At 65.3% G+C, this 24,972-nt stretch carries 19 protein-coding genes; 8 read left to right on the top strand and 11 right to left on the bottom strand.

Annotation, left to right across the window (positions count from 1 at the left end):
* Positions 1-53: 53 nt before the first annotated feature.
* Positions 54-569 carry a MerR family transcriptional regulator gene (locus LDO54_RS07435; protein WP_224008718.1) on the top strand — a complete coding sequence of 172 codons (516 nt, stop codon included), beginning with the start codon at positions 54-56 and terminating at the stop codon, positions 567-569.
* Positions 570-690: 121 nt separating this feature from the next.
* Here the strand turns inward: LDO54_RS07435 and LDO54_RS07430 are convergent, their stop codons facing one another.
* Positions 691-1,074, bottom strand: a complete 384-nt coding sequence (locus LDO54_RS07430) for a hypothetical protein (RefSeq protein ID WP_224008716.1) — start codon at positions 1,072-1,074, stop codon at positions 691-693.
* A 168-nt stretch (positions 1,075-1,242) separates the two neighbouring features.
* On the opposite strand from LDO54_RS07430, the gene LDO54_RS07425 reads away from it, so the two are divergent.
* The 6 genes from LDO54_RS07425 to LDO54_RS07400 all read left to right on the top strand — a co-directional run bounded on the left by LDO54_RS07425 (position 1,243) and on the right by LDO54_RS07400 (position 7,684).
* Positions 1,243-2,097, top strand: coding sequence for an IclR family transcriptional regulator (locus tag LDO54_RS07425; protein WP_224008714.1), 855 nt, complete (start codon positions 1,243-1,245; stop codon positions 2,095-2,097).
* A gap of 200 nt (positions 2,098-2,297) precedes the next feature.
* Complete coding sequence (gene ehuD, locus LDO54_RS07420) at positions 2,298-2,999, top strand: ectoine/hydroxyectoine ABC transporter permease subunit EhuD (protein ID WP_224008712.1); 702 nt, start codon at positions 2,298-2,300, stop codon at positions 2,997-2,999.
* A 128-nt stretch (positions 3,000-3,127) separates the two neighbouring features.
* A complete protein-coding gene (locus LDO54_RS07415) occupies positions 3,128-3,985 on the top strand; it encodes a substrate-binding periplasmic protein (RefSeq protein ID WP_224008710.1) in 858 nt (285 codons plus the stop codon).
* 281 nt (positions 3,986-4,266) lie between these two features.
* Positions 4,267-6,435 (top strand): putative bifunctional diguanylate cyclase/phosphodiesterase, encoded by a 2,169-nt coding sequence (locus LDO54_RS07410; protein ID WP_224008708.1) that lies wholly within the window; start codon positions 4,267-4,269, stop codon positions 6,433-6,435.
* Positions 6,436-6,631: 196 nt separating this feature from the next.
* Entirely contained in the window at positions 6,632-6,982 is a 351-nt protein-coding gene (locus tag LDO54_RS07405) for a PilZ domain-containing protein (RefSeq protein WP_224008706.1), read from the top strand.
* A 66-nt stretch (positions 6,983-7,048) separates the two neighbouring features.
* The gene (locus LDO54_RS07400) at positions 7,049-7,684 is read left to right on the top strand and encodes an ATP-binding cassette domain-containing protein (protein WP_224008704.1); all 636 of its coding nucleotides are present in this window, start codon (positions 7,049-7,051) and stop codon (positions 7,682-7,684) included.
* Here the strand turns inward: LDO54_RS07400 and LDO54_RS07395 are convergent.
* Positions 7,670-8,218 (bottom strand): GNAT family N-acetyltransferase, encoded by a 549-nt coding sequence (locus LDO54_RS07395; protein ID WP_224008702.1) that lies wholly within the window; start codon positions 8,216-8,218, stop codon positions 7,670-7,672. The genes LDO54_RS07400 and LDO54_RS07395 overlap by 15 nt on opposite strands.
* Before the next feature lie 241 nt (positions 8,219-8,459).
* On the opposite strand from LDO54_RS07395, the gene LDO54_RS07390 reads away from it, so the two are divergent.
* On the top strand, positions 8,460-8,930 hold the full coding sequence (locus LDO54_RS07390; RefSeq protein ID WP_224008700.1) for a hypothetical protein: 471 nt from the start codon (positions 8,460-8,462) through the stop codon (positions 8,928-8,930).
* Positions 8,931-8,966: 36 nt separating this feature from the next.
* Here the strand turns inward: LDO54_RS07390 and LDO54_RS07385 are convergent, their stop codons facing one another.
* From LDO54_RS07385 to LDO54_RS07345, 9 genes are all read right to left on the bottom strand, one after another.
* Positions 8,967-12,191 carry a bifunctional diguanylate cyclase/phosphodiesterase gene (locus LDO54_RS07385; protein WP_224008698.1) on the bottom strand — a complete coding sequence of 1,075 codons (3,225 nt, stop codon included), beginning with the start codon at positions 12,189-12,191 and terminating at the stop codon, positions 8,967-8,969.
* 224 nt (positions 12,192-12,415) lie between these two features.
* Positions 12,416-13,300, bottom strand: coding sequence for an alpha/beta hydrolase (locus LDO54_RS07380; protein WP_224008689.1), 885 nt, complete (start codon positions 13,298-13,300; stop codon positions 12,416-12,418).
* Positions 13,297-14,499 (bottom strand): glycosyltransferase family 9 protein, encoded by a 1,203-nt coding sequence (locus LDO54_RS07375; RefSeq protein ID WP_224008687.1) that lies wholly within the window; start codon positions 14,497-14,499, stop codon positions 13,297-13,299. The genes LDO54_RS07380 and LDO54_RS07375 overlap by 4 nt, the downstream gene beginning before the upstream one ends.
* Positions 14,496-16,580, bottom strand: a complete 2,085-nt coding sequence (locus tag LDO54_RS07370) for a tetratricopeptide repeat-containing sulfotransferase family protein (protein ID WP_253074382.1) — start codon at positions 16,578-16,580, stop codon at positions 14,496-14,498. Before LDO54_RS07370 ends, LDO54_RS07375 begins: the two co-directional genes overlap by 4 nt.
* A 168-nt stretch (positions 16,581-16,748) precedes the next feature.
* Positions 16,749-19,955 carry an autotransporter domain-containing protein gene (locus LDO54_RS07365; RefSeq protein WP_224008683.1) on the bottom strand — a complete coding sequence of 1,069 codons (3,207 nt, stop codon included), beginning with the start codon at positions 19,953-19,955 and terminating at the stop codon, positions 16,749-16,751.
* A gap of 445 nt (positions 19,956-20,400) precedes the next feature.
* On the bottom strand, positions 20,401-21,423 hold the full coding sequence (locus LDO54_RS07360) for a response regulator (RefSeq protein ID WP_224008681.1): 1,023 nt from the start codon (positions 21,421-21,423) through the stop codon (positions 20,401-20,403).
* Positions 21,424-21,598: 175 nt separating this feature from the next.
* Positions 21,599-21,994: a response regulator gene (locus tag LDO54_RS07355; protein WP_224008679.1), complete on the bottom strand. Its 396-nt coding sequence runs from the start codon at positions 21,992-21,994 to the stop codon at positions 21,599-21,601.
* Between the two features lie 7 nt (positions 21,995-22,001).
* Positions 22,002-23,339 (bottom strand): sensor histidine kinase, encoded by a 1,338-nt coding sequence (locus LDO54_RS07350; protein WP_224008677.1) that lies wholly within the window; start codon positions 23,337-23,339, stop codon positions 22,002-22,004.
* 1 nt (position 23,340) lies between these two features.
* On the bottom strand, positions 23,341-24,747 hold the full coding sequence (locus LDO54_RS07345; protein ID WP_224008675.1) for a class I SAM-dependent methyltransferase: 1,407 nt from the start codon (positions 24,745-24,747) through the stop codon (positions 23,341-23,343).
* Positions 24,748-24,972 lie beyond the last annotated feature (225 nt).

The following is a 24,972-nucleotide window of genomic DNA, read 5'->3' as shown; positions in this document are numbered from 1 at the left end:
AGTGCGGACTGAAGGGCAGTCGGCGCCTGGTTTGAGCGCGGAGGTCGAAAGACATGAAAATCGGAGAACTGGCGGAGCGTACGGGCCTGGCGGCTTCACGCATTCGCTTTTACGAGGACATCGGCTTGTTGAAAGCCGAGCGAGAACCGAATGGTTATCGCCGTTATGCGCCCGAGGCGGTGCTCGTGCTCGATCTGATTACGAGCGCGCAGCAGGCCGGTTTCAGTCTCGACGAGATCCGCATGCTGCTGCCGCTCGATAGGGCGCAATGGCAGCACGGCTCGCTGATCGAGACGCTGCGCGGCAAGGTTGGGGAAATCGAGGCGCTGCAACAACGGCTCGCGCAGAGCAAGGCGCACCTCGTGGCGCTGCTCGCGGAAATCGAGGCGAAACCCGACGATATGGATTGCAGTGCCAACGCCCAGCGCGTGCTTTCACGCATCCGTTCGGGGGCGGTGAAAGCGCCCGCGCTGGCCGCCGAGGACGTTAAGGCACTACGTAAAAATAAAACATCGGCTAAAACAGCGCGCCCAGCCACAAAAGCGCGCCGTCCGCTTAAACGTGCTTAATGCCGTTCGTGCGCAGCTGCGTGCCGAATCGCATAACGATATTGACTATGCGTCCGGCATCGTTTGGATTACATCTCTCTCAGGTTCTATTTTTTTGGCCGATCAAGCTGAGTGTTCGCCGCTATTCTTTCAACGTGGCGAGCAATTGATCAATTTCGTCGAATTGGCCATTCGACAATTGATGGGTTTGCATCAGGTCGCGCAAACGCTTGCGCCAATATCCAGGCGGCAAACCTAAATCGTTCATATCGTCGGCGGACAATCGCCGCAGCACCGCCTTGATATGCACGATCTCGTCGTGGGCAAGCCTCGACGAATGGGCGCCCGACAGCTTCTGTCTGGCATTCCCCTGTAAACCCCGTTCCGACATGATTCCCATTGTTCTTCGCCTGGCATTGAGCGATGCGCATGCCCTGAGCGCATCGCGGCCGTTTGGCGTCCTGTTGTCATCTGTTTGGGTTGGGCGCGCGGTGAATCCGCGGCGCATCCGTTCTGCAACCCCCATTCGCGCTGGATTCAATCGTTCGGCTATACCGAACGCCGTTCGGTAGTGTTATTTATGGTAGGTTCCGCCCTAGTGACTGTCAATATCGACTGTGCGAAGCTAGCGAATCGCCGGGTGGGTTCGCTAACGGGACGAACTTGTACGAACCGGTACGGACATGAAATAACAATGACGCAAGCCGCTCAAAACCAGACCATTCACCCTCAGGCCGCTCAAACCTCCGAAGACCGCTACGCGCTGCGCAGCGTCAGCCGCGCGCTCGACGTGCTCGAAGCCCTTGGGGCGTGCGGAAGCGAAGGACTCACGGTCGCCGAAATCGCCACGGTCATCGGCGTGTCGAAAAGCACGGCGTTCGCCCTGTTGCAGACGCTGCTCGCGCGCAGCTATGTGATCGACGTGCGGCTCGGCGGCTCGCGGCGTTACCGGCTGGGTTTCGCGCTCGTGCATCTCGGGGACCGCGCGGCGGCCGATATCGGCGTGTCCCAGCTTGCGATGCCAGTGCTGCGCGAACTGACCGAGGCCACCGGTCTCACGTCGCGGCTGGCAGTGCTCGACGACGAGGGCTACGCCGTGGCGATCGCGCGCATGGAGGCGCCGGGTATCGTGCGCATTGCGTCGGCGCTCGGTCAGCGCGAGCTGCCGCATTGCTCGGCGCTCGGCAAGTCGCTGATGGCGTTGCTGCCGCCCGCGCGCGTCGTGAAGCTGCTCGCGCAGACGGGCATGCCGAAGCGCACGCAGTTCACGCGCACGACGCCCGCCGAATTCATGCGCGATCTGATGCTGGTGGCCGAGCGCGGCTACGCTTTCGACGACGAGGAAGACAACATCGGCGTGGTCTGCGTGGGCTCCGCGATCACGAACCGCGACGGCGAGGGCGTGGCGGCGATCAGCGTCACCACGCTCAAGACCGGCCTCAGCGAAGACGACCTGCACGCACTGGGCGGCACGCTGCGCATGTATGCCGAGCGTATCAGCGGCATGCTCGGGGCGCAGGTGCAGCCGCTGGCGGCCGCGCGTGCCTAACTAACCAGTACGCACAAGCCGATATAAGCGAACATCAGCGCGTAAAAGCACGCAAAAGCACGCGCTAGCGCGCAAGAACACACAAGAACACACAAGAACTCAAACGCGGACGCGCAGCCTCCCGGCGCTCGACGGGCACGCGCGCCGCCGCATTCCCGGAATTACCGCACTCCCGCAGGGCCGCCGCGGGCAAGGACCTCATGCCGACCACGCTTCTGGAATTATTCGACCTTCACGGCGCGAGCCAATATCTGCCCGAGCTGCTGCGCGGCGCGCTCACGAGCCTCGAATTGACGTTCTGCATTCTCGCGCTGAGTTTGCCGTTCGGCCTCGTGCTCGCCATTGGGCGGATCAGTCATGCGCGGCTGCCGCGATTGCTGGCTTCGGGCTATATCGAGTTGATTCGCGGCACGCCCGCGCTATTGCAGCTTTTCTATATTTATTTCGTCTTGCCTTCATTTGGCATTCGTTTCGATCCGTTCGTCGCGGGCGTGATCGGCCTGTCGATCAATTATTCGGCCTATCTCGCCGAGGTGTATCGCGCCGGCATCCTCGCGGTGCCGAAAAGCCAGCTCGAAGCCGCGAAGGCGCTCGGCATGTCGAACGGGCAGACGCTCAAGCTGATCGTGCTGCCGCAAGCGCTACGCATCGTCGTGCCGCCGCTCGGCAATTACGCTATTTCGCTGTTCAAGGACACCTCGCTCGTCTCCATCGTGACGGTCAAGGAACTGATGTTCACAGGCCAGATTATTTCTTCGACGAATTTTCAGTACGCCACCGTATTCACGATCATCGGCGCGATATATTTGGCGTTCTCGTGGCCGAGCGCGTTTGTCGTGCGCTGGCTCGAACGCAAAATGGGCAGTCCGCGTTTCGCGAATTCCACGGCCGGACGCCGATGATGCACGCCGCATGGCTATTGGAATGGCTGTTGGCATTCACACGCGCATGATGGCGCATTTCCTGTGCGTGCAACGATCATTTTGAAGCGGTAAAACCGTTGCTAACCCCACTTGTCCTGGAGCGTCTCGTGCGCAAAATCATGCTGGCGCTGGCCGCCTTGCTGGCGGGTCTGGCCGCGTTGCCCCCTGCTTATGCCGACGACACCGCCGCGATCACCAGCGTGCGTTTCGACGGCGGCGACGGCTCGTATGCGCGCGCGGTGCGCAACGGCGTCACGCTGGCGATCGCCGCCGATCCGCCGTCCACCTTTCTCGACGACAAGACCCACGCGTTCGACGGCGCCGACGTGCGCATCTTCAAGGAGATCATGAAGCGGCTCGGCATCGGCAAAGTCACCTGGAACATCATGCCGTTCGACGCGATGATTCCGGCGCTGCTCTCGGGCCGCGCCGATATCATCGTCGACAATCTGCATGAGAACGCGCAGCGGCTGCGCGTGGTGTCGTTCACGAGCCCCGCGTACTGGTACGGCTCGGCGATTGCCGTGCAGCGCGGCAATCCGTTGAAGATTCACGGCTGGGACGATTTCGGCGGGCGCACCATCGGCACCTTGCGCGGCAGCATCAATCATCAGTTGCTCGATGGGCGCAAGGATCTCAAGGAGCTCAAGCTCTATACGAGCAGCGAAGCCGAATTCGCCGATCTGATCGCGGGGCGTATCGACGTGGCGATGGAAGACGGCATCAAGATCAGCCTCTTTCTGAAGCAGCATCCGAATTCGGGCATGGAGATGGTGGCCGATTACCGGCCGCTGCCGCAGGAATATGGCTATGCGCGTTACGCGCTGCGCAAGGGCGATGTCGATCTGAATCACGCGGTGTCGCGCGCGCTCGACGAATTGCGCGCCGACGGCACGCTCGCCTCGATCCTCAAACAGTTTGGCTATACCGACCGCAATCTCTGGTATTTCCCGGTGAAGAACTGAGCGTGCGCTCGCGCGGTAAGGCGGCGTAAGGCGAGCGCGCCGCGCCGCGCGTGCAGGCCCTTCAGGTTTTCACGCCGCTGCCGTTATGCCGGAAGTCGATACGCATCGATGCGTCCTGTCGAAGTCGAATCGACGCTGAATACAATCCACGCCGCGCTGAGAGACGCGGCGTCGGTGCGTGCGCGCCGCACAGCCCGATGACGGGCGGCTCACGCGCACGAACGCGAGACCTGAACAGAATCAGAACGACGCGCAGGAGAGACGCGCGCAAAGGGCCACGAATGAACGGTGTCTATAACCCGCTGTTGACGTGTCTGTCCGTGGTGGTCGCGTTCCTCGCGTCATTCACGGCGCTCGAAGGCGCGGCCATGCTCAGTACGGTGACCAGCAGCCGCTGGCGCCACGCGTGGCTGCTCGGCAGCGCGTGCGCGATGGGCATCGGCATCTGGTCGATGCACTTCATCGGCATGATCGCGCTGACCTTGCCGATCGCCGTGGGTTACGACCTCGACGTGAGCGCCGCCTCGCTCGCGCTCGCCGTGCTCGCGGCCCTCGTGGCGCTCGCCACCGTGAGCCGCGGCACGCTCTCGGCGCGCCGCCTGCTCGCGGCGGGCGTGGTGATGGGCATCGGCGTGTCGGGCATGCATTACACCGGCATGATCGCGATGCGCATGTCGCCGTCCATCGATTACGACTTCTCGCGCGTCGCGCTTTCGGTGGCGATCGCGATGGGCGCGTCGATCGCCGCGCTCTGGCTGGCCTTTCATCTGCGCGATTCGCGCCGCGAAAACATCGTCTGGAAACGTCTCGCCGCCGCCGCGATCATGGCGTTTGCGATCACCGGCATGCATTACACGGGCATGAGCGCGGCCACCTTCGCGGAGGGCAGCCGCTGCCTGGGCACGCACAAGGTCGACGCCAACACGCTCGCGTTCGCGGTGGGCGTGGCCTCGACGGCGGTGCTCGTCGGCACGCTCTGGATCTTCGGCACGCAGGCGAGCCGCCTCTCTGCCTCGCTCGATCGCGCGACGCGCACGATCCGCCATCTCGGCACGCACGACGCGCTGACCGATCTGCCGAACCGCGCGTATCTGATGTTGCGCGCGAAGGAACTCGTGCAGCGCAGCGCGCGCGGCGGCGGGGCGCTGGCCGTGCTGTTCGTCGATCTCGACGGCTTCAAGATCGTCAACGACACGCTCGGCCACAAGATCGGCGACGATCTGCTGCGCCAGGCGGCCGCGCGCATTTCGGATTGCGCGCGCAAGGACGATCTGGTCGCGCGCCTCGGCGGCGACGAGTTCGTGGTCGTGGTGTCGGGGCCGCCGGGCGTGCCGCGGCGCGGCCAGGGCATGCGCGCCGGTGCGGATAAAGCCGACGTAGACGGCATGGCCGGCGATGGGCGCGAGACCGATGCCGCCACGCTCGCCGAAAGCCTTGCGCGCCAGATTCTCGCGAGCCTCGCCGATGAGTTCGTGCTCGCCGAGGCGATTCCGATCCGCATCGGCGCGAGCATCGGCATTGCGCTTTCGAAAGACGAGAGCACCACGCTCGACGCGCTGCTGAGCCACGCCGACTGCGCGATGTACGCGGCCAAGCGCGGCGGGCGCAACACCTTCCGCCGCTTCGAGGACAGCATGAGCCAGTCCACGCTGCGCTCGCTGCACATTCAGCGCGACCTGCACGTGGCGCTCGCGCGCAAGCAGTTCGATCTCGTGTTTCAGCCCAAATTCACCGTCGACGGCAAGGCCATGACGGGCGCCGAAGCGCTGCTGCGCTGGGCGCATCCGGTGCTCGGCAACGTGCCGCCGCTCGAATTCATTCCGATCGCCGAACGCGCGGGTTTGATGATCGCGATTGGCGACTGGGTGCTGCGCGAGATCTGCGCGCATCTCGCCGATTGGGAGCGCGAAGGGCTCGCGCCGATGCCGATTTCGATGAATCTTTCGGCGATGCAATTCAATTTGCCGCGCATCGTCGAGCGGATCGACGCGATCGTGACGGCGGCGGGCGTGCCGCCCGAGCGGCTGATGTTCGAGATCAGCGAGTCGACGGCGATGCAGGACGTGGACCGCACGCGGCACGTCGTGCAGGCCTTGCGCGATCGCGGCTATGCGGTGGCGCTCGACGACTTCGGCACGGCGCTGTCGAGCCTCGGCCATCTGCACGATTTCCGCGTCGATCAGATCAAGATCGACCGCGCCTTCGTGAACGGTCTCGATGACACTTCGACACGCAGTTCGGCGCTGCTCTCGGCGGTCATGGCGCTCGCGCGCGTGCTCGGCATCGAGGTCGTGGCGGAAGGCGTGGAGACCGTCGCGCAATCGCTCAAGCTGCTCGCGCTCGACTGCGATCAGATGCAGGGCTTTCTGTGCGGATCGCCGCTCGCGGACGGCGAATTCCGGCGCGCGATGGCGGGATCGATAACGGGATCGATGGCGATAAAAAACTGAATGGCGGCGGCGCTGAATAATGGGTGCGCGATCACGGCGTGTCACGCTACAATCCGCGCTCCGCAGGGTAATGACGTAAGCGACATAAGCGACTTATTAGCGTTTCCATTTCACGGAAACCGGGGCGGGACTTGAATCGGGTCCCCGACGCGATCAGCACGATAAAAATAAACCATGAAAAACTGGTGTGAATGCTATGGGCAGTGAACGCGATTTCCGGCGCGGCGTGCGCACGCCGATGTTGTTCGCGCCGCTGCTGCTGAACAAGGACGGCAGGGCGCTCGCGCAGGTCGCCGACCTGAGTTCGCACGGCGCGCTGCTGCACGCGCGAAGCGGGCTGTTTTCGCGCGGCGAAACGGTGTCGGGATGGCTGCAGTCGTCGGCCGTCGACGACGATGACGAGATCGTCGTCGCGGTGTATCTCGACGTGCGCTGGATCGCGGAAGATCACGAGCACGGCTGGAGCCGCGTGGGCTGCGAAATGCATCCGCTCGATTCGCGTTCGATGGCGCGGCTGCACAGCATGATTGCGAAAGCGGCGCCGTAGCGATGGCGTGAGTCCGCGAATGGGGTATCGTTCGAGCTTGCACTTTTTCGCTCGATCCCCGTTCCCATGCTCCGATTCGACAAGCTCAGCAAACGCTACGGCGGCCACGTTATTTTTCAGGGCCTCCATTTCGCCACCGGCCCCGGCTGCGTGGCGCTCTGCGATGACAACGGCAGCGGCAAATCCACCTTGCTCGGCCTGCTCGCGGGCACGATCGACGCCGACGAAGGCGAGATCTGGCTCGACGGCCATTCGCTGCGCCGCGAGCCGCTGAAGGCGAAAGCCGCGCTCGCTTTCGTGCCCGACGATTGCATGGCGTATCCGATGCAGACCGGGCGCGAATTGTTCGAACTCGCGGCGTCGGCCAGACAAACGGCCGTCGACGCGCGCACGATCGACCTCGCGCATCGCTTCGGGCTGGAGCCGCATCTGGAGAAGCGCTTCGAGCAGATGTCGCTCGGCACGCGCAAGAAATTTTTCCTGACTGCGGCAACCATCGGCGACCCGGCCGTTGTCGTCGTGGACGAAGCGAGCGACGGACTCGACGCGGCCGCGCGCGCCGTGCTCGTCGATCTGTTCAAGACCTTGGCGAAGGATCGCGTCGTGTTCTTTTCGAGCCACGATGTGAAGCTCGTGCACGCCTGCGAAGCCCAGATCACGAACTTCGCGGAACTGGCGGCGGGCGCGTCAAGCGCGCGCTAACGCGTAATGAAATTCGTCGCTGACGGCGCCTTTGAATGCGTCCGCGTGATCGACGCGCCGGACGCATTCAAACCCCAGTGACTCGGCCAGCCGGATCGACGCGATATTGCGCGTATCGATTTCCGCATGGAAACGGCCGATGCCATAGACCTCCTGCAAAGCGGGCAGCAGCGTGCGCAGCGCTTCAGTTGCGTAGCCGCGTTGCTGGCTCGGCGTGAACACAAAATACGCGATCCAGGCTTCTCTTGAAGCCAGTTGAATCGTTGCCTGCACGTAACCGTGCGCGCGACCGTCATGGCCGATCAGCGCCCAGTTCAACCATGCCTCGCTCGCATCGGGCGAGCGGCGGCCTTCCAGCATCCGGTAGCGGGCGCGCAATGCGTCCATGCTGGCGGGCGGGTCTTGCGGAATGTAGCGATATGCCGCCGGGTCGCTCAGCCCTTCGAACATGACGGCGGCGTGCCGTGTGATGAGCGGCTCGATGCTCAGGCGCGATGACAACACGACGGCGGATTCGAAGTCGGCGATGCTCAAGGGAATGCACCTCGCGAGTAATAAAGGCGATTCAACTATCCCGCTAAATTCTTACGCGCAGGAAATATATGGAAATGATCGGGAAGTAATTCAATTGTCCGAATTAAATCCATGCGTGTAAACCTCAAGTATTGAAATTCCCGGTCGATATAAAAGGGAACGAATATCGGCGGCGTCGTACGGTGAAGCATGCAAACGTTAAAACTTCATGTCGGCGCTAAATATGCGGGGTTAGTTAACTATGCAGGTTACGTCGTCCACATCCAGTCAGGCACTGGCCGGGAACACGCGCGTCAACGCGAGCGCGCCCAAGGCGGGCAGCAACGATGCGAATGCGCAACCGGAGCCCAGCACGAAAGTCACGTTGTCGAACGAGGGCTTGCAGAAGAGTGCCCAGGCGTCGGCCAGCGACGCGGGACAAAGCAGCACCTCGAATCCCAACACGAATACTCAAGGCACGGATACGCAAGACGCCAGCACGTCCAGCGCCGACGCATCGGGCTCGACGGATGCGAACACATCGAGCACATCGAGCACATCGACCGATCCGGCCGCCGCGCCTTCGGCGCTCAAGTCGGTGACTTACGGCGTGCTCGGCTTGCCCGATCCCTCGAAGCCGCCGGTGACGAACACGGCCTTCGGCCTTGGCAAATGCTTCGCCGCGGTCGGCACGGTCGTCAGCACGATCATGCTCGCGCTGAAGTTCCTCTGATGTGACGCCTCGCGCGGCGCGGCCTGTTTCAGCCGCCTAGATCGCCTGAACCGCTTCGCTCTCGCACACATCGGCGCGCGACTGCATCCATTTCAGCAGTTCGTCGTGCGGCAGCGGCCGCGCATACAGGAAGCCTTGCAGCTCGTCGCAACCGATGCGGCGCAGCGCCTGCGCTTCGTGTTCCTGTTCGACGCCTTCGGCCACCACGCGCAAACCGAGTTCGTGGCCGAGGCCCACGATCGCACGAATCACCGCGAGATCGGCGGGCGCGTCGAGGCGGCCATTCACGAACGCGCGATCGATCTTGAGCCGGTCGAGCGGGAAGCGCGGCAAATAGCTGAGGCTCGAATAGCCGGTGCCGAAATCGTCGAGCGAGAGCTTGACGCCCAGCGCGCGAATCTCGTTGACCACGCCCAGATAGCGGTCGACGCTTTCCATCAGCACCGTTTCGGTGATCTCCAGTTCGAGACTGCCCGCGTCGACGCCATGCGCCGCGAGGCTGGTGCGCAGCCGCTCGACGAGTTGCGCGTCGTCGCGCAATTGCACCACCGAAAGATTGATCGACACGCGAATGCGCGGCAGTCCCGCCGCGCGGCAGCGCGCAATCTGGCGGCACGCTTCGTCGATCACCCACGCGCCGATCGGGACGATCAAACGCGTTTCCTCGGCGATCGGAATGAACTGCGCGGGCGGCACCAGACCCAGATGCGGATGCTGCCAGCGCAGCAGCGCTTCCACGCTGAGCAACTCGCCGGTCGCCGCATGCACGCAAGGCTGATACGCGAGCCATAGCTCGCCGCGTTCGACGGCGGTGCGCAAATGCGTGTCCAGCTCCAGCCGCTGACGCGTGCTTTCGGCCATCTCCTGCGAGAAGAATTTGACGAGGTTGCGTCCGCTCGATTTCGCGCGGTACATGGCGGCGTCGGCGTTCTGCATCAATGTTTCGATATCCTGACCATCGTCCGGGAACATCGCGATGCCGATGCTGCACGCCACCTGCAGGCTCATGCCGCCGATCGTGTGCGGCTCGCGCATCAGCGGCAGCAGCCGGTCGTCGATCAGGCGCGCGACGTCGGCGGGATTGGCCACGCCGCCGAGCAGCACGGTGAATTCGTCGCCGCCGAGCCGGCTGACCGTGTCGCCCGCGCGCACCGATTGCAGCAGGCGCCGCGAGACCGAGCGCAACAGGCCGTCGCCCGCGTGATGGCCGAAGGTATCGTTGATGTCCTTGAAGCGGTCGAGGTCGATGAACAGCACGGCCGCCTGCTCGCCGGTCTGCCGCGCCGTGTCGATGGCCGCGCCCAGTCGCCGCGTGAACAGGGCGCGATTGGGCAGTTCGGTGAGCACGTCGTGTTCGGCGAGAAACTGGATGCGCGCATCGCTTTTCTTGCGGTCGGTGATGTCGATCAGCGTGCAGATGTAGTGCGAGACGCTGCCGTGCTTGTCGCGCACCGCGCTGATCATGAGCCATGCGGGATAGTCGCCGCCCGCGCGCCGCCGCACGACGGCTTCGCCGTTCCAGACGCTGGAGATATCGACGAGCGCCGCGAGCTGCTCCATCAGCGGCGCGTCGCTGCCGCTCGCCACGATGAAGCGGGGCAGGGTGCCGCTGATGTTCGCGGCGCGATAACCGGTGGCGCGATAGAACGACGCGTTCGCGGTCAGCAGGCGGCGCTCGTTGTCGAGAATGAGGATGGCTTCCGAGGACGCTTCGAATACCTTCGCCCAGAGTTCGAGGCGCTGCTCCATCAGCTTGATCTGATTGATCGGCGTGAAGGCGGTGAGCACGGCGTCGCGGCCCTGGAACTTGAGGCGTCGCGCCGAGAGCATGGCCCACGTGGGCTCCTCGCTCGCCAGCCAGCGCACCTCGAATTCGTCGATCGCGTCGCGGTCGGAAAGCTGCTGGAAAAAGCGCGCGCGCACGGCGGAATCGAGGCCGTAGGCCCACGGGTCCGAGGTGCGGCCATTGAGCCAGTAAAGCGCCGGATGATTCGCGTGCAGCACTTCGTGACCCGGCACGGCGGTGACCATCATCGGCACCGGCGTGGCTTCGACGAGCGCGTGCTGCGCTTCCGAGGCGCGCGCGGTGGCGGCGAGTTCCTTTTGCACGTCGCGTTCGTGATCGAGCTGCGCGAGCATGTCGTTGAAGCCCGTGACGAGCTGGCCGATTTCATCCTGGCTGTGCCACGTGGCGCGCAGGCGATGATCGCCGGTGCGGCGCACGGTGTCCATCACGCGCGCGAGCTGGCGCAGCGGCCGCGAAATCTGCTGCGCGACCAGATAGACCATCGAGAGAATGCCGCACAGCAGAAAGAGCGCGGTGCCCAGATGCAGCCACATGCGCGAGAACAGGCCGCTTACGCGCGCATGCAGCAGCGTGTCGAGTTCCGCGCACGTCGCGTGCCACGCGTCGCCCACGCGCGCGACGAGCGTTCGCTGCGCGGCGTCGGCGGCGGCGAGCGTGGCCGGGTCGGTGCCGTCCAGCGCCACGGCCGCGCGCGCGGCGTCGCGATAGGTTTCGAGCGCCGCGAGCAGACGCGTGATCGGCGCATCGAGCGCGCGCCGCACGTCCTCGTTAGCCGCGCCCGCCTCGGCGAAGTCGGAGCGCAGTCCTTGCGCCACGGCGTCGAGCTGGCCTTCGAGCACGAGATAGCGCGTGCTCAATTCGCGCCGCCGCTGCGCATCGCTCGCGCCTTCGTGCAGGCGATGACCGATGCCGTCGACGGCGTCGAGCAGCGCGGGATAGCGCAGGATCGACAGCGACATCGAGTAATAGCTGTCGAGGTCCGGGTCGAGAATCAGATTCGATTGATTGCCCACGCGCGTGATCAGGTCGCGGCAGGCGGTGAGCGCATCGTGGACCGCGCGCGATTCGGCGGTGTCGGTGGCGATCGACGCGTCGGGCACCTGTGCGAGCGCATCGAGCGCGGCGCGCACGCGCGTATTCAGTGCGGCGCTCTGCATATTCGCGCCGTATTGCTGTTCGGCGTTGGCGAGCGCGGCCTTGGTTTTCGCCACGTGCTGCGCGTCGAACGGGCCGCCCGCGCCGCGTTGCGCGACATCGATAATCGCGTCGCGCACGCTCGCGAGATACGCATTGCCGACGATTTCCTTTTGCGAGAAATCGATCGAGATATATTTTTCGTGAATCAGGATGCTGCTGATATAGACCACCGCGCTCAGATCGAGCAGATAGATCAGCAGCAATTTGCGGCCCACGCGCAAGCGGCCCAGTAGTCGAAAAAACGGATTGTGTTTCATCGCTCGCGCCAAAATGACATCTTGTTTTACGCTACATTCTGAACTGAAAACCGCCGTGCCCAATATTAGCGCGCGAGTTTACGCGCCTTTCATCCCTGTTTGACGGCAAGGTTGCGCGCGCACTTAAGTACGCTTCCTCTAATTCCCCGTGTTGGTGTGCGGATGCGTCGGCGTGGTGCGAATGCGCACTACGATGGCGCGCATTCGCGTTTCGCATTCCTGTTTTATTCGCAGCGCGGCGCGATTTTCAATAGCTCGGGCCATTGGCCGCTCCAGTCGCCGTCGTGCGCCATGTCCGGCACCGTGCGCACGCTCACGCAATGGCCGCCCGCCGCCGCTGCGAATCGGCGCGCGACTTCGGGCGTGACGATGCGGTCGGCGTCGCTGTCGAAATGAATTTGCGCAATCGCGGCGACGCGCGGTGCGGCGTCGATGGGATTGAGCGAATCCGGCATCGCCGAGACGCCGTGCGTGCGATTGATGTACTCGTCGTCGAGATTGCCGGCCACGGTGCGCAGCGTGGCGATGTCGTCGCGGCGCGCGGCCACCAGCACGGCGATCGCGCCGCCGCCCGAAAAGCCGATCAGATTCAGACGCTGGCCCGGCGCGCGCGCGGCGATCTGGCCGATCGCGTCGTTCATCGACGCCACCACGTCGGGCGCGAAACGTTTGCCGGTCCACCAGGGCACCGCGCAGCGCGGATTGAGCGCCATCGGCGTGAACTGGCAGGGGCGCGCGAGATAGACCACGTTCGGCGCGGGATCGGCGGCCGCGAGCGCGAGGCCGGTGGCTTCGCGCGGCGTGGGATCGAGCGAGGGTTCGCTGCGCGAGAGCCACGCGAGACCGTCGCCTTCGATATAGACGTCGATCGGCTGGCCGGGCTGCGCGATGCGCGTCCACGCGGTGAGTACGAATTGCGGCGTGGCGATCTGCTCGCGCACGAGCGCGGCGGGCTGGGCGCGCGCGGCGAGCGAGTCGGCGTGCGCGTTGCGGTCGAGTTCGGCGCAGGCGCTCAACTGCCATACCGCGCCGATCACGAGGCTGAACGCGCCGAGCGAGCGCCAGGTTTGCCGGCTTGAATAGCGGCGCATGAAAGTCGTGAGGCTCATGGTGTGGCGCGTCGCGGTGTGTGCGCGACGAGGCGCGTGAGATCGGTTGCGAGCGCGCGCAGGACGCTGTCCCAGTCGCCGCGCTGCGGCTGCCGATAGAGTTTCATCGACGGATACCACGGGCTGTCGTCGCGGCCGAGCAGCCAGCGCCAGTCGGGCACGAACGGCAGCATCACCCAGACGGGCCGCCCGAGCGCGCCCGCCAGATGCACGGGCGACGAATCGACGGAAATCAGCAGGTCGGCGACTTCGAGAATCGCGGCGGTGTCCTCGAAATCGCGGATCTCGTCGCTCAGCGACAGCAGCGGCATGCCCGCGGGCGGCTCTTTCGCCTGCGCTTCGGCGGGCCCTTTCTGGATCGACACGAAACTCGCGCCGGTGGCCGCGAGCGGTGCGAGGCGCGAGAGCGGCAGCGACCGGTTCGCGTCGTTGCCGTGCGTCGGACGCCCGGCCCAGACGAGCGCGACGAGCGGGCGCGGCAGATGCGCGAGCCGCGCGCGCCAGTGCTCGACGCGTTGCGGATCGGCGCTCAGATAAGGCGTCTGTCCCGGCAGGTCGGAAAGCTTGAGCTGCATCGCCATCGGCAGGCTCATCATTTCGCAATGCTGATCGAATGCAGGCGGCAGCTCGCCGCGCACCACGAGTTCGTCGTAGCCGACGAGGCGGCGCGCGAGCGGCAGTGCCTCGGCGTTCACTTCGAGCACCACGTGCGCGCCGCTGCGCGCCTTCGCCCACGGCACCATGCGCATGAACTGGAAGGTGTCGCCGTAGCCTTGCTCGTCGTGGATCAGCAGCGTCTTGCCGGTGAGCCGCTGGCCGTCCCAGCGCGGCTTCTGTACTTTGCGCTCGTATTGCGTCGTGTGCGCGAGGCTGTAGCGATAGCGATATTCGCGCCAGCCGCGCTCGAATTCGCCGAGCAGCAGCAGCGTTTCGGCGAGATCGAAACGCACCGGGTAATCGCCGGGCAGATTCGCGACCAGCATTTCCTGGATCGCGCGCGTGCCCGCGAGCTTGCCTTGCGGACGCAGCGCGGCGGCGAGCAGACGCCACAGCCGCAGCGGCCCGGTGCCCGAGGCGAGCGAAGGCGCGAGCAGCGCCTCCGCTTCCTCGTAGCGGCCCGCGTTGAGCAGCGTTTGCGCCGACTTTTCGAGCGACGCGAGTGCCGAGAGCGCCGCGAGATCGGCTTGGCCCGTGCTCATGATGCGTCTCCGTGCGTCGTGTCGGCGTGCGTCTTTACGCCCGCGGCGGCGAGCGCGGCAAGCAGCGGTTGCAGATGCGCGGCATGCGCGTGCCAGCGGCCCTTCGAGCTGCGATAGAGCGGCTGGCGCACCTGGCTCACGCTGGCGGTGCGCACCACGCGCGGATTGGTGTGGAAGTCGAGACAGGCGGCGTCCCACGGCAAGCCGAGGAAATCGATCAGACGGCGCGCCTGGCCTTCGAGATCGTCGATCACGTCTTCGTAGTCGACTTCGATGAAACGGTCGGCGGGCAGCGACTCGCGCAACTGCGTCATCAGCCTGGCGTAGTCGCCGTAGAACGCGCCGAGTTCGGCCTGATCGTAGCTGAAGCGCTGATCGCCCGAGAACACCCGCGTGTAGCACGACAGGCAGGTATCCACAGGATCGCGCCGCACGTGCACGATGCGCGCGCCGGGCAGGATATGCGGCACGAGCCCGGCGTAGATGAAGTTCGCGGGCATCTTGTCGATCAGGCGCGCGCGTCCTTGCGCGAGCGGTTCGACGCGCGCCAGATAGTCCTCGCCCATGCGCGCGAGCTGCGCGGCGTCGAGCGTCGCGACGCACGCCGGATACGGGGCATGCGCCGCGCTGTGCGCTTCGATCACGTGACGCAGGGCGGGCAATTCGCCCGCGCCCGTGACCTGCGAATGCGAGGACAGGATCTGTTCGATCAGCGTGGTGCCGGAGCGCGGCATGCCGATGACGAACACGGGCAGTTCGGAGCGCGGCGCGTTCGCGCCGTCGAGACGTGCCGACGCGAACGCCGCGCCAATGCGCGCCATCCACGTGCGGGTGGCGGCCGGATCGTAGACGAGGCTCGCGCGCTTGAGGCGGTTGCCCGCGTCGAAATGGGCGAATGCGCGCGCGGCTTCGCCGAGGTCGAGCCACGCTTTGCCCAGCGCGAAGCGCGCCGTGATCCGCTCGGGCCGCGCGCGCTGCGCGCCGTCGGCGACGAAGGCTTCGAGCAGGGCGATATCGGGGTCGTCGGCGCGCGTGAAACGGCGCGCGTTGGCTCGGCCCGCGAGTGCGCCCACCGAGCCGGGGAACGCGGCGAGCGTCGCTTCGTAGACGGCCTGTGCTTCGTCGCCGTGGCCCGCTTCGAGCAGCAGCATGGCGCGGCCGAGCATTGCCTGTTCGCGCAGCGCGCCGGGCAGTTCCGCCGCGCGCGCGTAGGCGTCGAGCGCGGGTGCGGTCTGGCCGAGCGCCTGGAGCACGCGCGCGAGCGTGAGGTGCGCGTCGGCGACTTGCGGCGCGAGTGCGAGCGCGTCGCGCGCGACGACGAGCGCTTCGTCGGGGCGCTCGAACTGGCACAGCACCTTGGCGCGCGCGATCAGCGCACCCGGATGGCGCGGCGCGAACGCGCCGAGCATGTCGAGCGTGCGCAGCGCGGCAGCAGGGGCGAGGCGCGCGCTTTCGACATCGGCGAGATTGAGGTACGCGTCGATCAGATGCGGGTCGAGATCGATCGCGAGACGGGCTTCGGCAGCGGCCTCGTCGAGACGTCCCTGGGTCGAGAGCAGGAACGCGAGATTGCTGTGCGCCTGCGCGTAGGACGGCTTGCAGGCGAGCGCTTCGCGATAGCAGGCTTCGGCGAGGTCGAAGCGGGCCAGCCTGCGCCACGTGTTGCCGAGATTGTTGCGGGCTTCGGCCGAGTCGGGCTGGAGCGCGACCACGCGCTCGAGACAGCGCCGGCTTTCGTCGAATTGCCCGGTTTCCTGCAGCACGATGCCGAGATTGTTCCAGCCGGCCACCAGATCGGCGTCGAGCGCGACGGCGCGGCGCGCGGCCGCTTCGGCTTCGGCGAGACGGCCGTGCTGGCGGCACATTTCCGCGAGATTGGCGTGGTACGCCGCGGGGGCTTGCGGCGCGCGGCAGGCGGCCTGGAGATGCTCGATCGCGAGGTCGAGCTTGCCGTAGGCGTGCGCCATCAGGCCCAGCAGATGCAGCGCGTCGGACTGCCCAGGCGCGACGGCCAGCACGCGCTGGCAGAGCTGTTCGGCCTGGGCGGCTTGCCCGGCGTTCCAGTGGGCGTGGGCGCGCATGAGCGCCTCGGCGAGAGTCAGGGTCGAAGGAGCGTTCTGGTCCGGCATGCGCGGTGTTCGAATTCGTGGCCCGGCGGGCGAGGGTTGAATCGTTCGGTCCGCCTGCCGCGCCCCGTGAGGGCGGCGCGGCAGGCGGACCGTCAGGCTTGCGTTATGTCGGCGACGACATTAGAAGCGCTGTTGCAGACGCAGGATACCGGTGTTCGAGATGAACCCGGAACCGGCCTGCAATTCGTAGCGTGCGGACACGCTCAGGTTGCTTGCGCGCACCAGCGTCACGCCGATCGACACATCGGCGAGATTCGACAGCGGCGTGGCCGCGAGCGTCGTGAACGCGGTCGCGCCGGTCGGGTCGGCCGCGAAGCTCGCGCTCGTGGTCTGACGCGTGCGATTGTAGTCGTGGATCCACTGCACGCGCAGTTCGGGCACGAGTTCGCCGTACGAGGTGCCGAACGACTTTTCGAGCTTCGCGCCCAGTGCGCTGCGCACCGAGCTCGAATGCTCGCCGCCGATCGTCAGCGCCGAACCGTTGCCGCCTGTTTCGGTGTAGCCCGCTTCGTTCAGGTAGCTGTACGTGAGGCTCGCGAGCGGCGTGAGCGTCATGCCCGCGACCGCGAGCGGCCAGCCGGCTTCCGCGCGCGCCACGTATTGCTGGCCGCTGAAGCTGCCGTAGGCGACGCCGCTATAGCCCGTCATGTTCACGGCGCGCGTGGTGTCGAAGTGCTGCAGCGTGGCCGCGCCCGAGAGGTTCACATACCACGGCGAACCCGAGTAGCTCGCGTAGCCGATCAGGCCGTAGGCGTTCACGTCGGCGCTGTCGCCCGACTCGCTGCCGGTGAAGTTGATCGCCGTGTGCGAGTAGTCGAACGCGCCGCCGACGCGCCAGTTGTCGCCGACGCTGCGGTCCGCGCCGAGCAGCAGGCCGCCGTAGTTGGCGCTGTAGCCGTCGGTGTCGTCGCGTTCAGCCTGGCTTGCGTGGCCGCCGAATGCCTGGCCCCACGCGGTCCAGTGCGTCGGGCTGTCGCCGGTCGAGAGGCCGGTGGCGCCCGACGAGTGCGCGATGCGCAGCGCGTCGATGTGCGCGCCGACCACGCCGACTGCGTCGAGCGTTGCGGCGGAGCCGGCGTACTGCGTCTGCAGCGGTCCGAGCTGCTTGCCGAGCTGGTTGGCGGTGCTGCTCGAACCCGTGGCGAGCGAGGAGATCGCGGCGTCGTAGAGGTTCAGCAGGGCGGCGTTGCTCACGCCGGTGTAGCCGAGCAGGCCGGAGATTGCGTTCGAGGCGTTGGCCTGGGTCGCGACCTTCGTGTAGTCGGTCGTCGAGCTGCTGGACGAGCCGCTGGACGAGCCGCTGCCGCTCGACGAACCGTCGCCGGTCGAGCTGGTGGTGGTGCCGACGCTGTCGACGGTCACGACGAGGTCGGTGTGGCCGTCGGAGGTCGTCACCGAGGTGCCGCTCAGCGTGGCGGTGACGCCCGCGATCGAGTAGTTGAGCGTGCCTTCGTTATAGGTGCCGGTGCCGGTCGCGTCGACCACCACGAAGCGCTGGCCCGCGGCGAAGCTGTAGCCGCCCGTCGTGCTCTTGAGTTCGACCGACGAACCCGAGGCGATGGTGGCGTTGCCCGACACCACGAGACGGCCATAACCGGTGTCGGTGAGGCTGCCGGTAGTGATCGCGCCGCTCGTCACGCCGATCAGCAGCGTGGCCGCCTGGCCTTGCGTGTAGTTGCCGGTGATGGTCGTGACGCTGTCGACTTCGAGCGTCGCGCTGTTGTTGTAGACCGTGTTGGTGCCGACGTTGATCGAGTCGTTGAGCAGCAGGTTGCCCGAGTCGAACACGAGGTCGGCGTCGGTGCTGGTGATCGTGCCGACCGTGCCGTTGTAGCCCGTCAGCGTGCCGAAGATCGTGCCGGTGCCGCCGCTGATCGTCAGCGCGTTGCTCGACGCATTCTCGATGTTGCCGGCGATCACGCCCGTGTTCACGATCGAGCCGATCGACGCGGTCGCGGCGTTGACGATCGCGTAGCTGCTGCCCGTGATCGTGCCGCTGTTGGTGAGCGTGCCGATCGAGCCGAGGTTGTCGACGCCGTACACGCTACCGCTGACCACGCTGGTGTTGTTGATCGAATCGATCGTGCCGACGCTGCCGTTGTAGATGCCGAAATAGCCGGAGATCTCGCCGCTATTGTCGATCGAGCCGATCGAGCCGAGGTTGTCAATGCCGACGCTGCCGCCGAGACCGATGGTCTTGCCGATGATCGTGCCACTGTTGTCGATCGCGCCGATCGAGCCGGTGTTGTAGATGCCGTAGTTCGCGCCGCTGATGACGGTGCCGGTGATCGTGCCGCTGTTGTCGATCGAGCCGATCGTGCCAACGTTATAGATCCCGAAGTAGCCGGCGGAGATCGTGCCGCTGTTGCTGATCGTGCCGATCGAGCCGAGGTTGTCGACGCCTTCGTAGTTGCTGCTGATCAGTCCGGTGTTGTTGATCGAATCGATCGTCCCGGTGCTGTCGCTGTAGATGCCGATATAGCCGGAGATCGCGCCGTCGTTGTCGATCGTGCCGATCGTCCCGAGGTTGTAGATACCGTAGACGGTACCCGTGCTCGTACCGGCAATGGTCCCGCTGTTTTCGATCGTGCCGATCGAGCTCGTGACGCTGCCGTTAAAGATGCCGTACGTCGAGCCTTCCATCACGCCGGTGTTGCTGATCAAGCCAATCGTGCCGGGCGAGTTGTCGATGGCCGCGAACGTGGTGCCAATGATCGTGCCGTCGTTGGTGATCGTGTCGATCGTGCCGGTGTTGCGGATGCCGGTGTTGTGCGCCTGGATCAGCGCGCCGGACTCGTTCACGATCGACGTGATCGAGCCGAGAACATTGTAAATGCCCGAGTTGTTGTTGGCCGTGATGGTCGACTGATTGTCGATCACGCCGATGGTGCCCTCGCTGTACACCCCGTAGTTGCCCGAGAGCAGGCCGGCGTTGATGATCGACGCGATCGAGCTGCCGCTAAGGTTGTAGATCGCGTTCGTGCCGCCGGTGATGGTGCCGTTGTTGGTGAGCGTGCCGATGCTGCCGTCGGTCTCGACGCCGGTGGCCGTGCCGCTCACCGTCGTGGCCGAATCGATCGTCTGGTCGCCGCTGGTGTAGGTCGTGCCCACGGCAGAGCTGACCGCGTACGCGCTCGTCGGCGCCGTCATCGCCAGCGCCGATACCGCCAGCGAGAGCGCGCTGAGCGCCGGACGCCACACGCTTGCCGACGCGCGCGCCGTCGTGCCGTTCGACACGGAGTGCAGCCCGTGTCGCTTCGCGAGTTCCGATACCGCTTGCCACGTCCCCTGGCTCGCGTTCCAGACTACGTTGTATGCCTGATTCATTGTTCGATTTCCCCGTCTTTCCTTTGCACTCGCTCCAGGCGCGACGAAAACGACCGGGGCGAGGCGGAACTGGTCTTGTATTCCGCCAGCGGGTTTATCGGCGTTAAGGATCCGAAATTAAGTATTAACTTAGATGAAATATTGGGTTTTTCATTTCGTAATCTTACGCAAAGGTTTGCGCGTGCCTTTTTAATAAAAGGGCGCGATTAAACGGATGGGAAAAACCTGGAAAGCCTGGTGGGGCGGGTGTTTGCGGGATTTTTGGGGCGCGATGATCGAGTCGTGAACTGTAAGCGCCGGTTAAACGTTTGCGCGATTGCGCAGCGTCAGAAAATATTACAGATTTACTGGGGATTTAAAGCGGGGAATACCGGCTGAAAGGTTCGGCTATTTAATAAAAAACGGACGCTCGTGCGGCGTCCGTTTGAATTCAGCGAATGCGCTTTTAAACGCGCGTCTGCTCGAATGCGCGTTCCGCAAACCGTTCGATCCACACCGCGAGACGGTCGGCGGCGAAGCTGTCGGCGCGCGGGGCGGCGCGGCAGAGGAGGAGATCCGCGTCGCGCCCGAACTGCAGCGCGCCGCCCGCTTCCTCGATCCACAGCAGGCAGGCGAGCCAGGCCGCGTGCGCGTCCGAAACGGACTGACCGACCGGCCGCGCGAGGAATTCGCTGAGCGTGTCCGGCGCGGCCCAGATCAGCGCATCGCCGCTGCCGCGCACGCGCTCGCCGAGCGCGTCGGCGACCACCTGCACGGCATCGGCGGCGCTGCGTCCCGCCAGTTGCGTGCGCAGTTGCGCGAGCCGCGTGGCCACCGCGTGGCCGAAGCGGCCGCTCGATTCGCTTTCGGCGCGCACGAGATCGGCGTAATCCATGCGCTGCCAGTCGGGCTGCACGTTGCCCGTGCCCGCGAGATCGGCGCCCGCCAGATACGTTTCCACCGGCTGGAAGCGCCCCGGGCCGATCAGGCTCGCGCACAGCGTCTGGACGATGCCGAGCCGCGTGGCCACGGTCTGCGTCTGCATCACGCCGAGCTTTTCGCGCACGAGCTGATCGCGTTCCTTGCGCAGCCCCGCGAGTTCGAGCGCCTGTTTCATCTCCATGCGCAGCGCGGTGATGTCCCACGGCTTCTTGATATAGCGATGGATCTGGCCTTGATTGACGGCCTCGACGGTCTGATCGAGTTCCGAATAGGCCGTGGTCAGAATGCGCACGACGTGCGGATAGCGCTCGCGCGCGTAACGCAGCAGTTCGTTGCCGTACTCGCCCGGCATGCGCTGGTCGGACACCAGCACAGCGAGGCTGCCGGCGTGGGCGTCGAGCATCGCCTTGCCGTCGTCCACCGAGCCGGCCGTCGCGACCGGCGCGATCGCACCGATGGCGCGCTCGAAGTATTTGACCGCGGTGGCTTCGTCGTCGACGAACAGAATCGCCGGGGGCGGCGTCTGGCTGGCAATCGTGTGGCTCATGAAACACTCCTGTGCATTCGATTCTTCAAATAGGGGGCTGCCAGCGTCGCGAATCGCGGGACCTCGCGCCTGAAACATCGGGCCTGGAAGCGGGCCTGAAAGCGGGGCTGAAAGCGGGCCATGTTCGGTGCAATGACAAGGGCAGCGGCAGGCGGCGCGATCGTCGAGCGCCGCATCACGTCGGGCGCGCCGCCGTGGCCTCGGCCAGCACCTCGCGGACCGTGCTCACGCCCAGCGGCTTTTCGAGGATGCGGAACACCTCGCCGGACGCGAGCGCGTCGAGCAGCGCGTCCTTGTCCGCGTAGGCCGTCACCAGCACGCGCACGATATGCGGATAGTCGCGCGCTATCTCCCGCAGCAGCTCGTCGCCGTGACGGCCCGGCATGCGGAAGTCGGTCACGAGCACCGACACGCGCGCGCCCTCGCTGCGCAGGATCGACAGAGCTTCGTCGGCGCCGTCGGCGAGCAGCACTTCATAGGCGCTGCCCGCCGAGCGCGCGAAATACTTGCGGGCCAATTCCTCGTCGTCGACATAGACGACCGTCGGGCGTGCTGACTGGGTTTCGCTCATCTCGGCCTCACTCCACACGCGGCAGGTCGAAGTTGAACGCGGTCCACTCGCCCAACTGGCTTTCGGCGAACAGCGTGCCGCCGTGCCGCTCGACCACCGCATAGCTGATGGACAGGCCGAGGCCGAGGCCCTGGCCGACTTCGCGCGTCGTGAAGAACGGCTCGAACACCCGCGCGAGATTTTCCGGCGCAATGCCCGGACCGTTGTCGCGCACGTTCATGTGCAGCCGCTCGTCGCGCCATTGCGCCGTCACGTGCACCTTCGGCGACGCCGTATGCGCCTTGTGCATCGCGAGCGCCGCATTCGAAAACAGATTGATGAGCACGCCGATGATCGCGGCTTCGTCGCCGAGCACGAGCGTGTCGGCGGGCAGCTCGCGCGTGACGGTCACGCCGCGCAGTTCGTGCGCGCTGAGCCGGATCGACGAATCGAGCGCCTTCTCGAACAGGAACGGCACGTCGTCGGCCGCCGCGCCCGGCTTGCGGTAGGCGAAGGTCTTGAGGTCCGAGACGATGTGCTGGATGCGGTGCATGCCCTGCTTGACGTCGGTGAGGCATTCCTGGAGCGAGTCGCTGTCCTTGACCTGCGGCTCCTCCATCGCAATCTCGATCGCCATCAGGCAGAAATTCACGGGGTTGTTGACCTCGTGAAGCAGCCCCGCCGACAAGGTGCCGATCGCGGCCATCTTCTCCTGCTGCAACAACTGCCCCTTGATCTGCGCGAGGTTCTCGTTGGTGCGCGCGAGCTGCTCGTTCTTGTTCGCGACTTCGTCCTTGAGGCGAAAGAGCTGGAAGCGGCCCTTCTCGTTGAAGTACGTATAGATGGAACTCGCGAGCGCGCAGAAGAAGATCAGGATCAGCTGGAACTGGAACTTGCTGACGTCTTCGATGCCGCCCGGATGCGCGGCGCACGCGACGTAATAGAGCGCCACCGTGGCGACGCCGAAGGCGAGCGTCTGCCACGCGCCGGACTGGAACAGGATGCCCACCGCGAAGATCGTCAGCATGAGGCCGGCGTAGAACAGCGAGGCTTCGCCTTCGGTGGCGTAGATCATCCACGAGATCATGACCTGCGGCAGCAGCAGCCAGCCGAAGGTGATGACCTGCACGTGGCGGCGTCCGGCCTGCGTGTAGAGCGCGAGCAGGGCGAGGCCGATGGCGACGCTGGTGAGCGCGCGCACGAACGCGAAGGTTCGCTGCTCGGACGGATAGACGACGTAATCCATCGCCATGCCCATCAGCACGAGCACGATCACGGTCAGGCCACCGGCCTTGCTGCACAACAACCGGTAGTCGCGCAGCTCCTCGCGATAGGTCGTTTGCAGCCCAACGAGGGAGGTACTCATCTCAGGCAGCGCAAGGCTGGCCGATCACCGCTTCGGCGAAGACGTTGACGCCGGTCGCGTCGGTGTACAGGCGCGGCTCGCCGCCGTCCTCCGGCATGATCTCGGCCATCTGCGCCTCGTTGCGATAGATGAGGTACCACTCCAGCACGTGTTCCATGCTCAGGCGTTCGGGATTGTCGGCGTGGACGTTGGTGACCAGCAGGCGGCCGCCGGGGCGCGTGCGGCTCGCGAAATACTGGGTCAGCCGCGCGCAGACCTTGTCGGACAGATAGTCGAACAGGCCCGCGCAATAGACCGCGTCGAACACGCGCGTGTCGGGCGCGTCGGCGTCCATGCGGCGCTTGAGCAGATGGTGGACCGAGTCGTGCGTGTAGCTGATGCTCATCGGCTTGCCCAGGCTCTGCGCGAGCGAGCCGAGACGATTGCGCGTCCAGTCGAGCGTCTCCTGGCTGAAGTCGAGCAGCTCGAACGTGAGCCACTGCGGCTCGTCGTATTCCTCGATGAAGCGCTGGATTTCCTGCGCGGGACCGCAGCCCACGTTGAGCACGCGGAACGGCCGCTCGGCGGCGCGCGCGGCGTTGGCGAGACGCGTGAGGTAATCGACCAGCAGCTCGATGCGGTTGCGGTGCGCGCGCGCCACGGCCGTTTGCAGGAAGGCCGCGTTGACGATCTGGAAGTACGTGCTCGGACCCTGGCGCGGGTCGTCGAGCATCTGGTTGACCATCTGATAGTCGCCCGCATAACCGAGCGGCTTCGTGAAGGTGCGGAACACGAACGGCGAGCGCAGCAGCAGCGGATGGAGCGCCGCCTGGGCGAACGCGCGATGCGCGGGCGCGAGTTCTTCGTCGACGAGGCGCGCCTCGCCTTCGAATTCGTCGAAATAGACCTTGGTCCGCTGCATCAGCGGCGAGGCCAGTTCGAGGAAGAAGTCTTCGCGCAGGCTTTTGCCTTCCTTCGGCAAGGTGTCGGCCAGATCGGCCTGTTCGACCCAGCGCGACATGTCGGTGAGGAACGCGCGCAGCTGGTTGACCGCGATCTGATAGTCGCGGCGGATCTGGAAGCGCTCGGCCCAGTCCTGCGCGAAGCGGCGCGCTTCCTCGCCCACCGCGCGCGGCTCCAGCACGCCGCCGCTCAGTTCGCGCCATTCGTCGATCAGCGTGACCGAGACGATCGCGGTCAGGCCGGTATTGACCATGCTGATGACGACGGCCTTGCCCGCATAGGCCTGCTCCACGCCCATCTTGACCGACAGGTCGCTCAGCACCTCGCTGACCTGGACAATCGAGTACGGGTTATAGACCTCCATCACCAGGGACTTGCGCTGGAGATTGATGATCGTGCCCCGCACCTGCTCGCCCTGCGAGTTGCGGAAGCTCACTACCGGATCGATTTGCGTTTTGGAATACACGGTATTGCGGCTAGGTAAGTACCACAGGAAATGGGTTCGAAATCGGTGGCTAAACCGTGGCAAGGAGTGATGCCTTTGCCTTATACGCGTCACATCGCGACGGTATGGAAGGCGTTGGCACCACCCGCTTGCTTCGCCGGTCCTGTAGCCGGTTTCGAAACACTGCGCGCCTATACGTTTGCAGCATTCTACTGATAAAAAAAGATTGCTGTCGTCTCACGCGGA

Source organism: Paraburkholderia tropica, assembly GCF_914484835.1.
In the GTDB taxonomy this organism is placed as follows: domain Bacteria; phylum Pseudomonadota; class Gammaproteobacteria; order Burkholderiales; family Burkholderiaceae; genus Paraburkholderia; species Paraburkholderia tropica_A.
The sequence above is the reverse complement of the archived record's forward strand: the minus strand, read 5'-3'. Positions and strand labels throughout refer to the sequence as shown.

Excerpts from the sequence above, each read along its gene's own strand:
- LDO54_RS07410 (WP_224008708.1), top strand. The coding sequence starts at position 4,267 with ATGAACGGTGTCTATAACCCGCTGTTGACGTGTCTGTCCGTGGTGGTC.
- LDO54_RS07360 (WP_224008681.1), bottom strand. The coding sequence starts at position 21,423 with ATGAGCCACACGATTGCCAGCCAGACGCCGCCCCCGGCGATTCTGTTC.
- ehuD (WP_224008712.1), top strand. The coding sequence starts at position 2,298 with ATGCCGACCACGCTTCTGGAATTATTCGACCTTCACGGCGCGAGCCAA.
- LDO54_RS07425 (WP_224008714.1), top strand. The coding sequence starts at position 1,243 with ATGACGCAAGCCGCTCAAAACCAGACCATTCACCCTCAGGCCGCTCAA.
- LDO54_RS07355 (WP_224008679.1), bottom strand. The coding sequence starts at position 21,994 with ATGAGCGAAACCCAGTCAGCACGCCCGACGGTCGTCTATGTCGACGAC.
- LDO54_RS07370 (WP_253074382.1), bottom strand. The coding sequence starts at position 16,580 with ATGCGCGCCCACGCCCACTGGAACGCCGGGCAAGCCGCCCAGGCCGAA.
- LDO54_RS07350 (WP_224008677.1), bottom strand. The coding sequence starts at position 23,339 with ATGAGTACCTCCCTCGTTGGGCTGCAAACGACCTATCGCGAGGAGCTG.
- LDO54_RS07380 (WP_224008689.1), bottom strand. The coding sequence starts at position 13,300 with ATGAGCCTCACGACTTTCATGCGCCGCTATTCAAGCCGGCAAACCTGG.
- LDO54_RS07430 (WP_224008716.1), bottom strand. The coding sequence starts at position 1,074 with ATGGGGGTTGCAGAACGGATGCGCCGCGGATTCACCGCGCGCCCAACC.
- LDO54_RS07375 (WP_224008687.1), bottom strand. The coding sequence starts at position 14,499 with ATGAGCACGGGCCAAGCCGATCTCGCGGCGCTCTCGGCACTCGCGTCG.
- LDO54_RS07400 (WP_224008704.1), top strand. The coding sequence starts at position 7,049 with ATGCTCCGATTCGACAAGCTCAGCAAACGCTACGGCGGCCACGTTATT.
- LDO54_RS07405 (WP_224008706.1), top strand. The coding sequence starts at position 6,632 with ATGGGCAGTGAACGCGATTTCCGGCGCGGCGTGCGCACGCCGATGTTG.
- LDO54_RS07390 (WP_224008700.1), top strand. The coding sequence starts at position 8,460 with ATGCAGGTTACGTCGTCCACATCCAGTCAGGCACTGGCCGGGAACACG.
- LDO54_RS07385 (WP_224008698.1), bottom strand. The coding sequence starts at position 12,191 with ATGAAACACAATCCGTTTTTTCGACTACTGGGCCGCTTGCGCGTGGGC.
- LDO54_RS07435 (WP_224008718.1), top strand. The coding sequence starts at position 54 with ATGAAAATCGGAGAACTGGCGGAGCGTACGGGCCTGGCGGCTTCACGC.
- LDO54_RS07365 (WP_224008683.1), bottom strand. The coding sequence starts at position 19,955 with ATGAATCAGGCATACAACGTAGTCTGGAACGCGAGCCAGGGGACGTGG.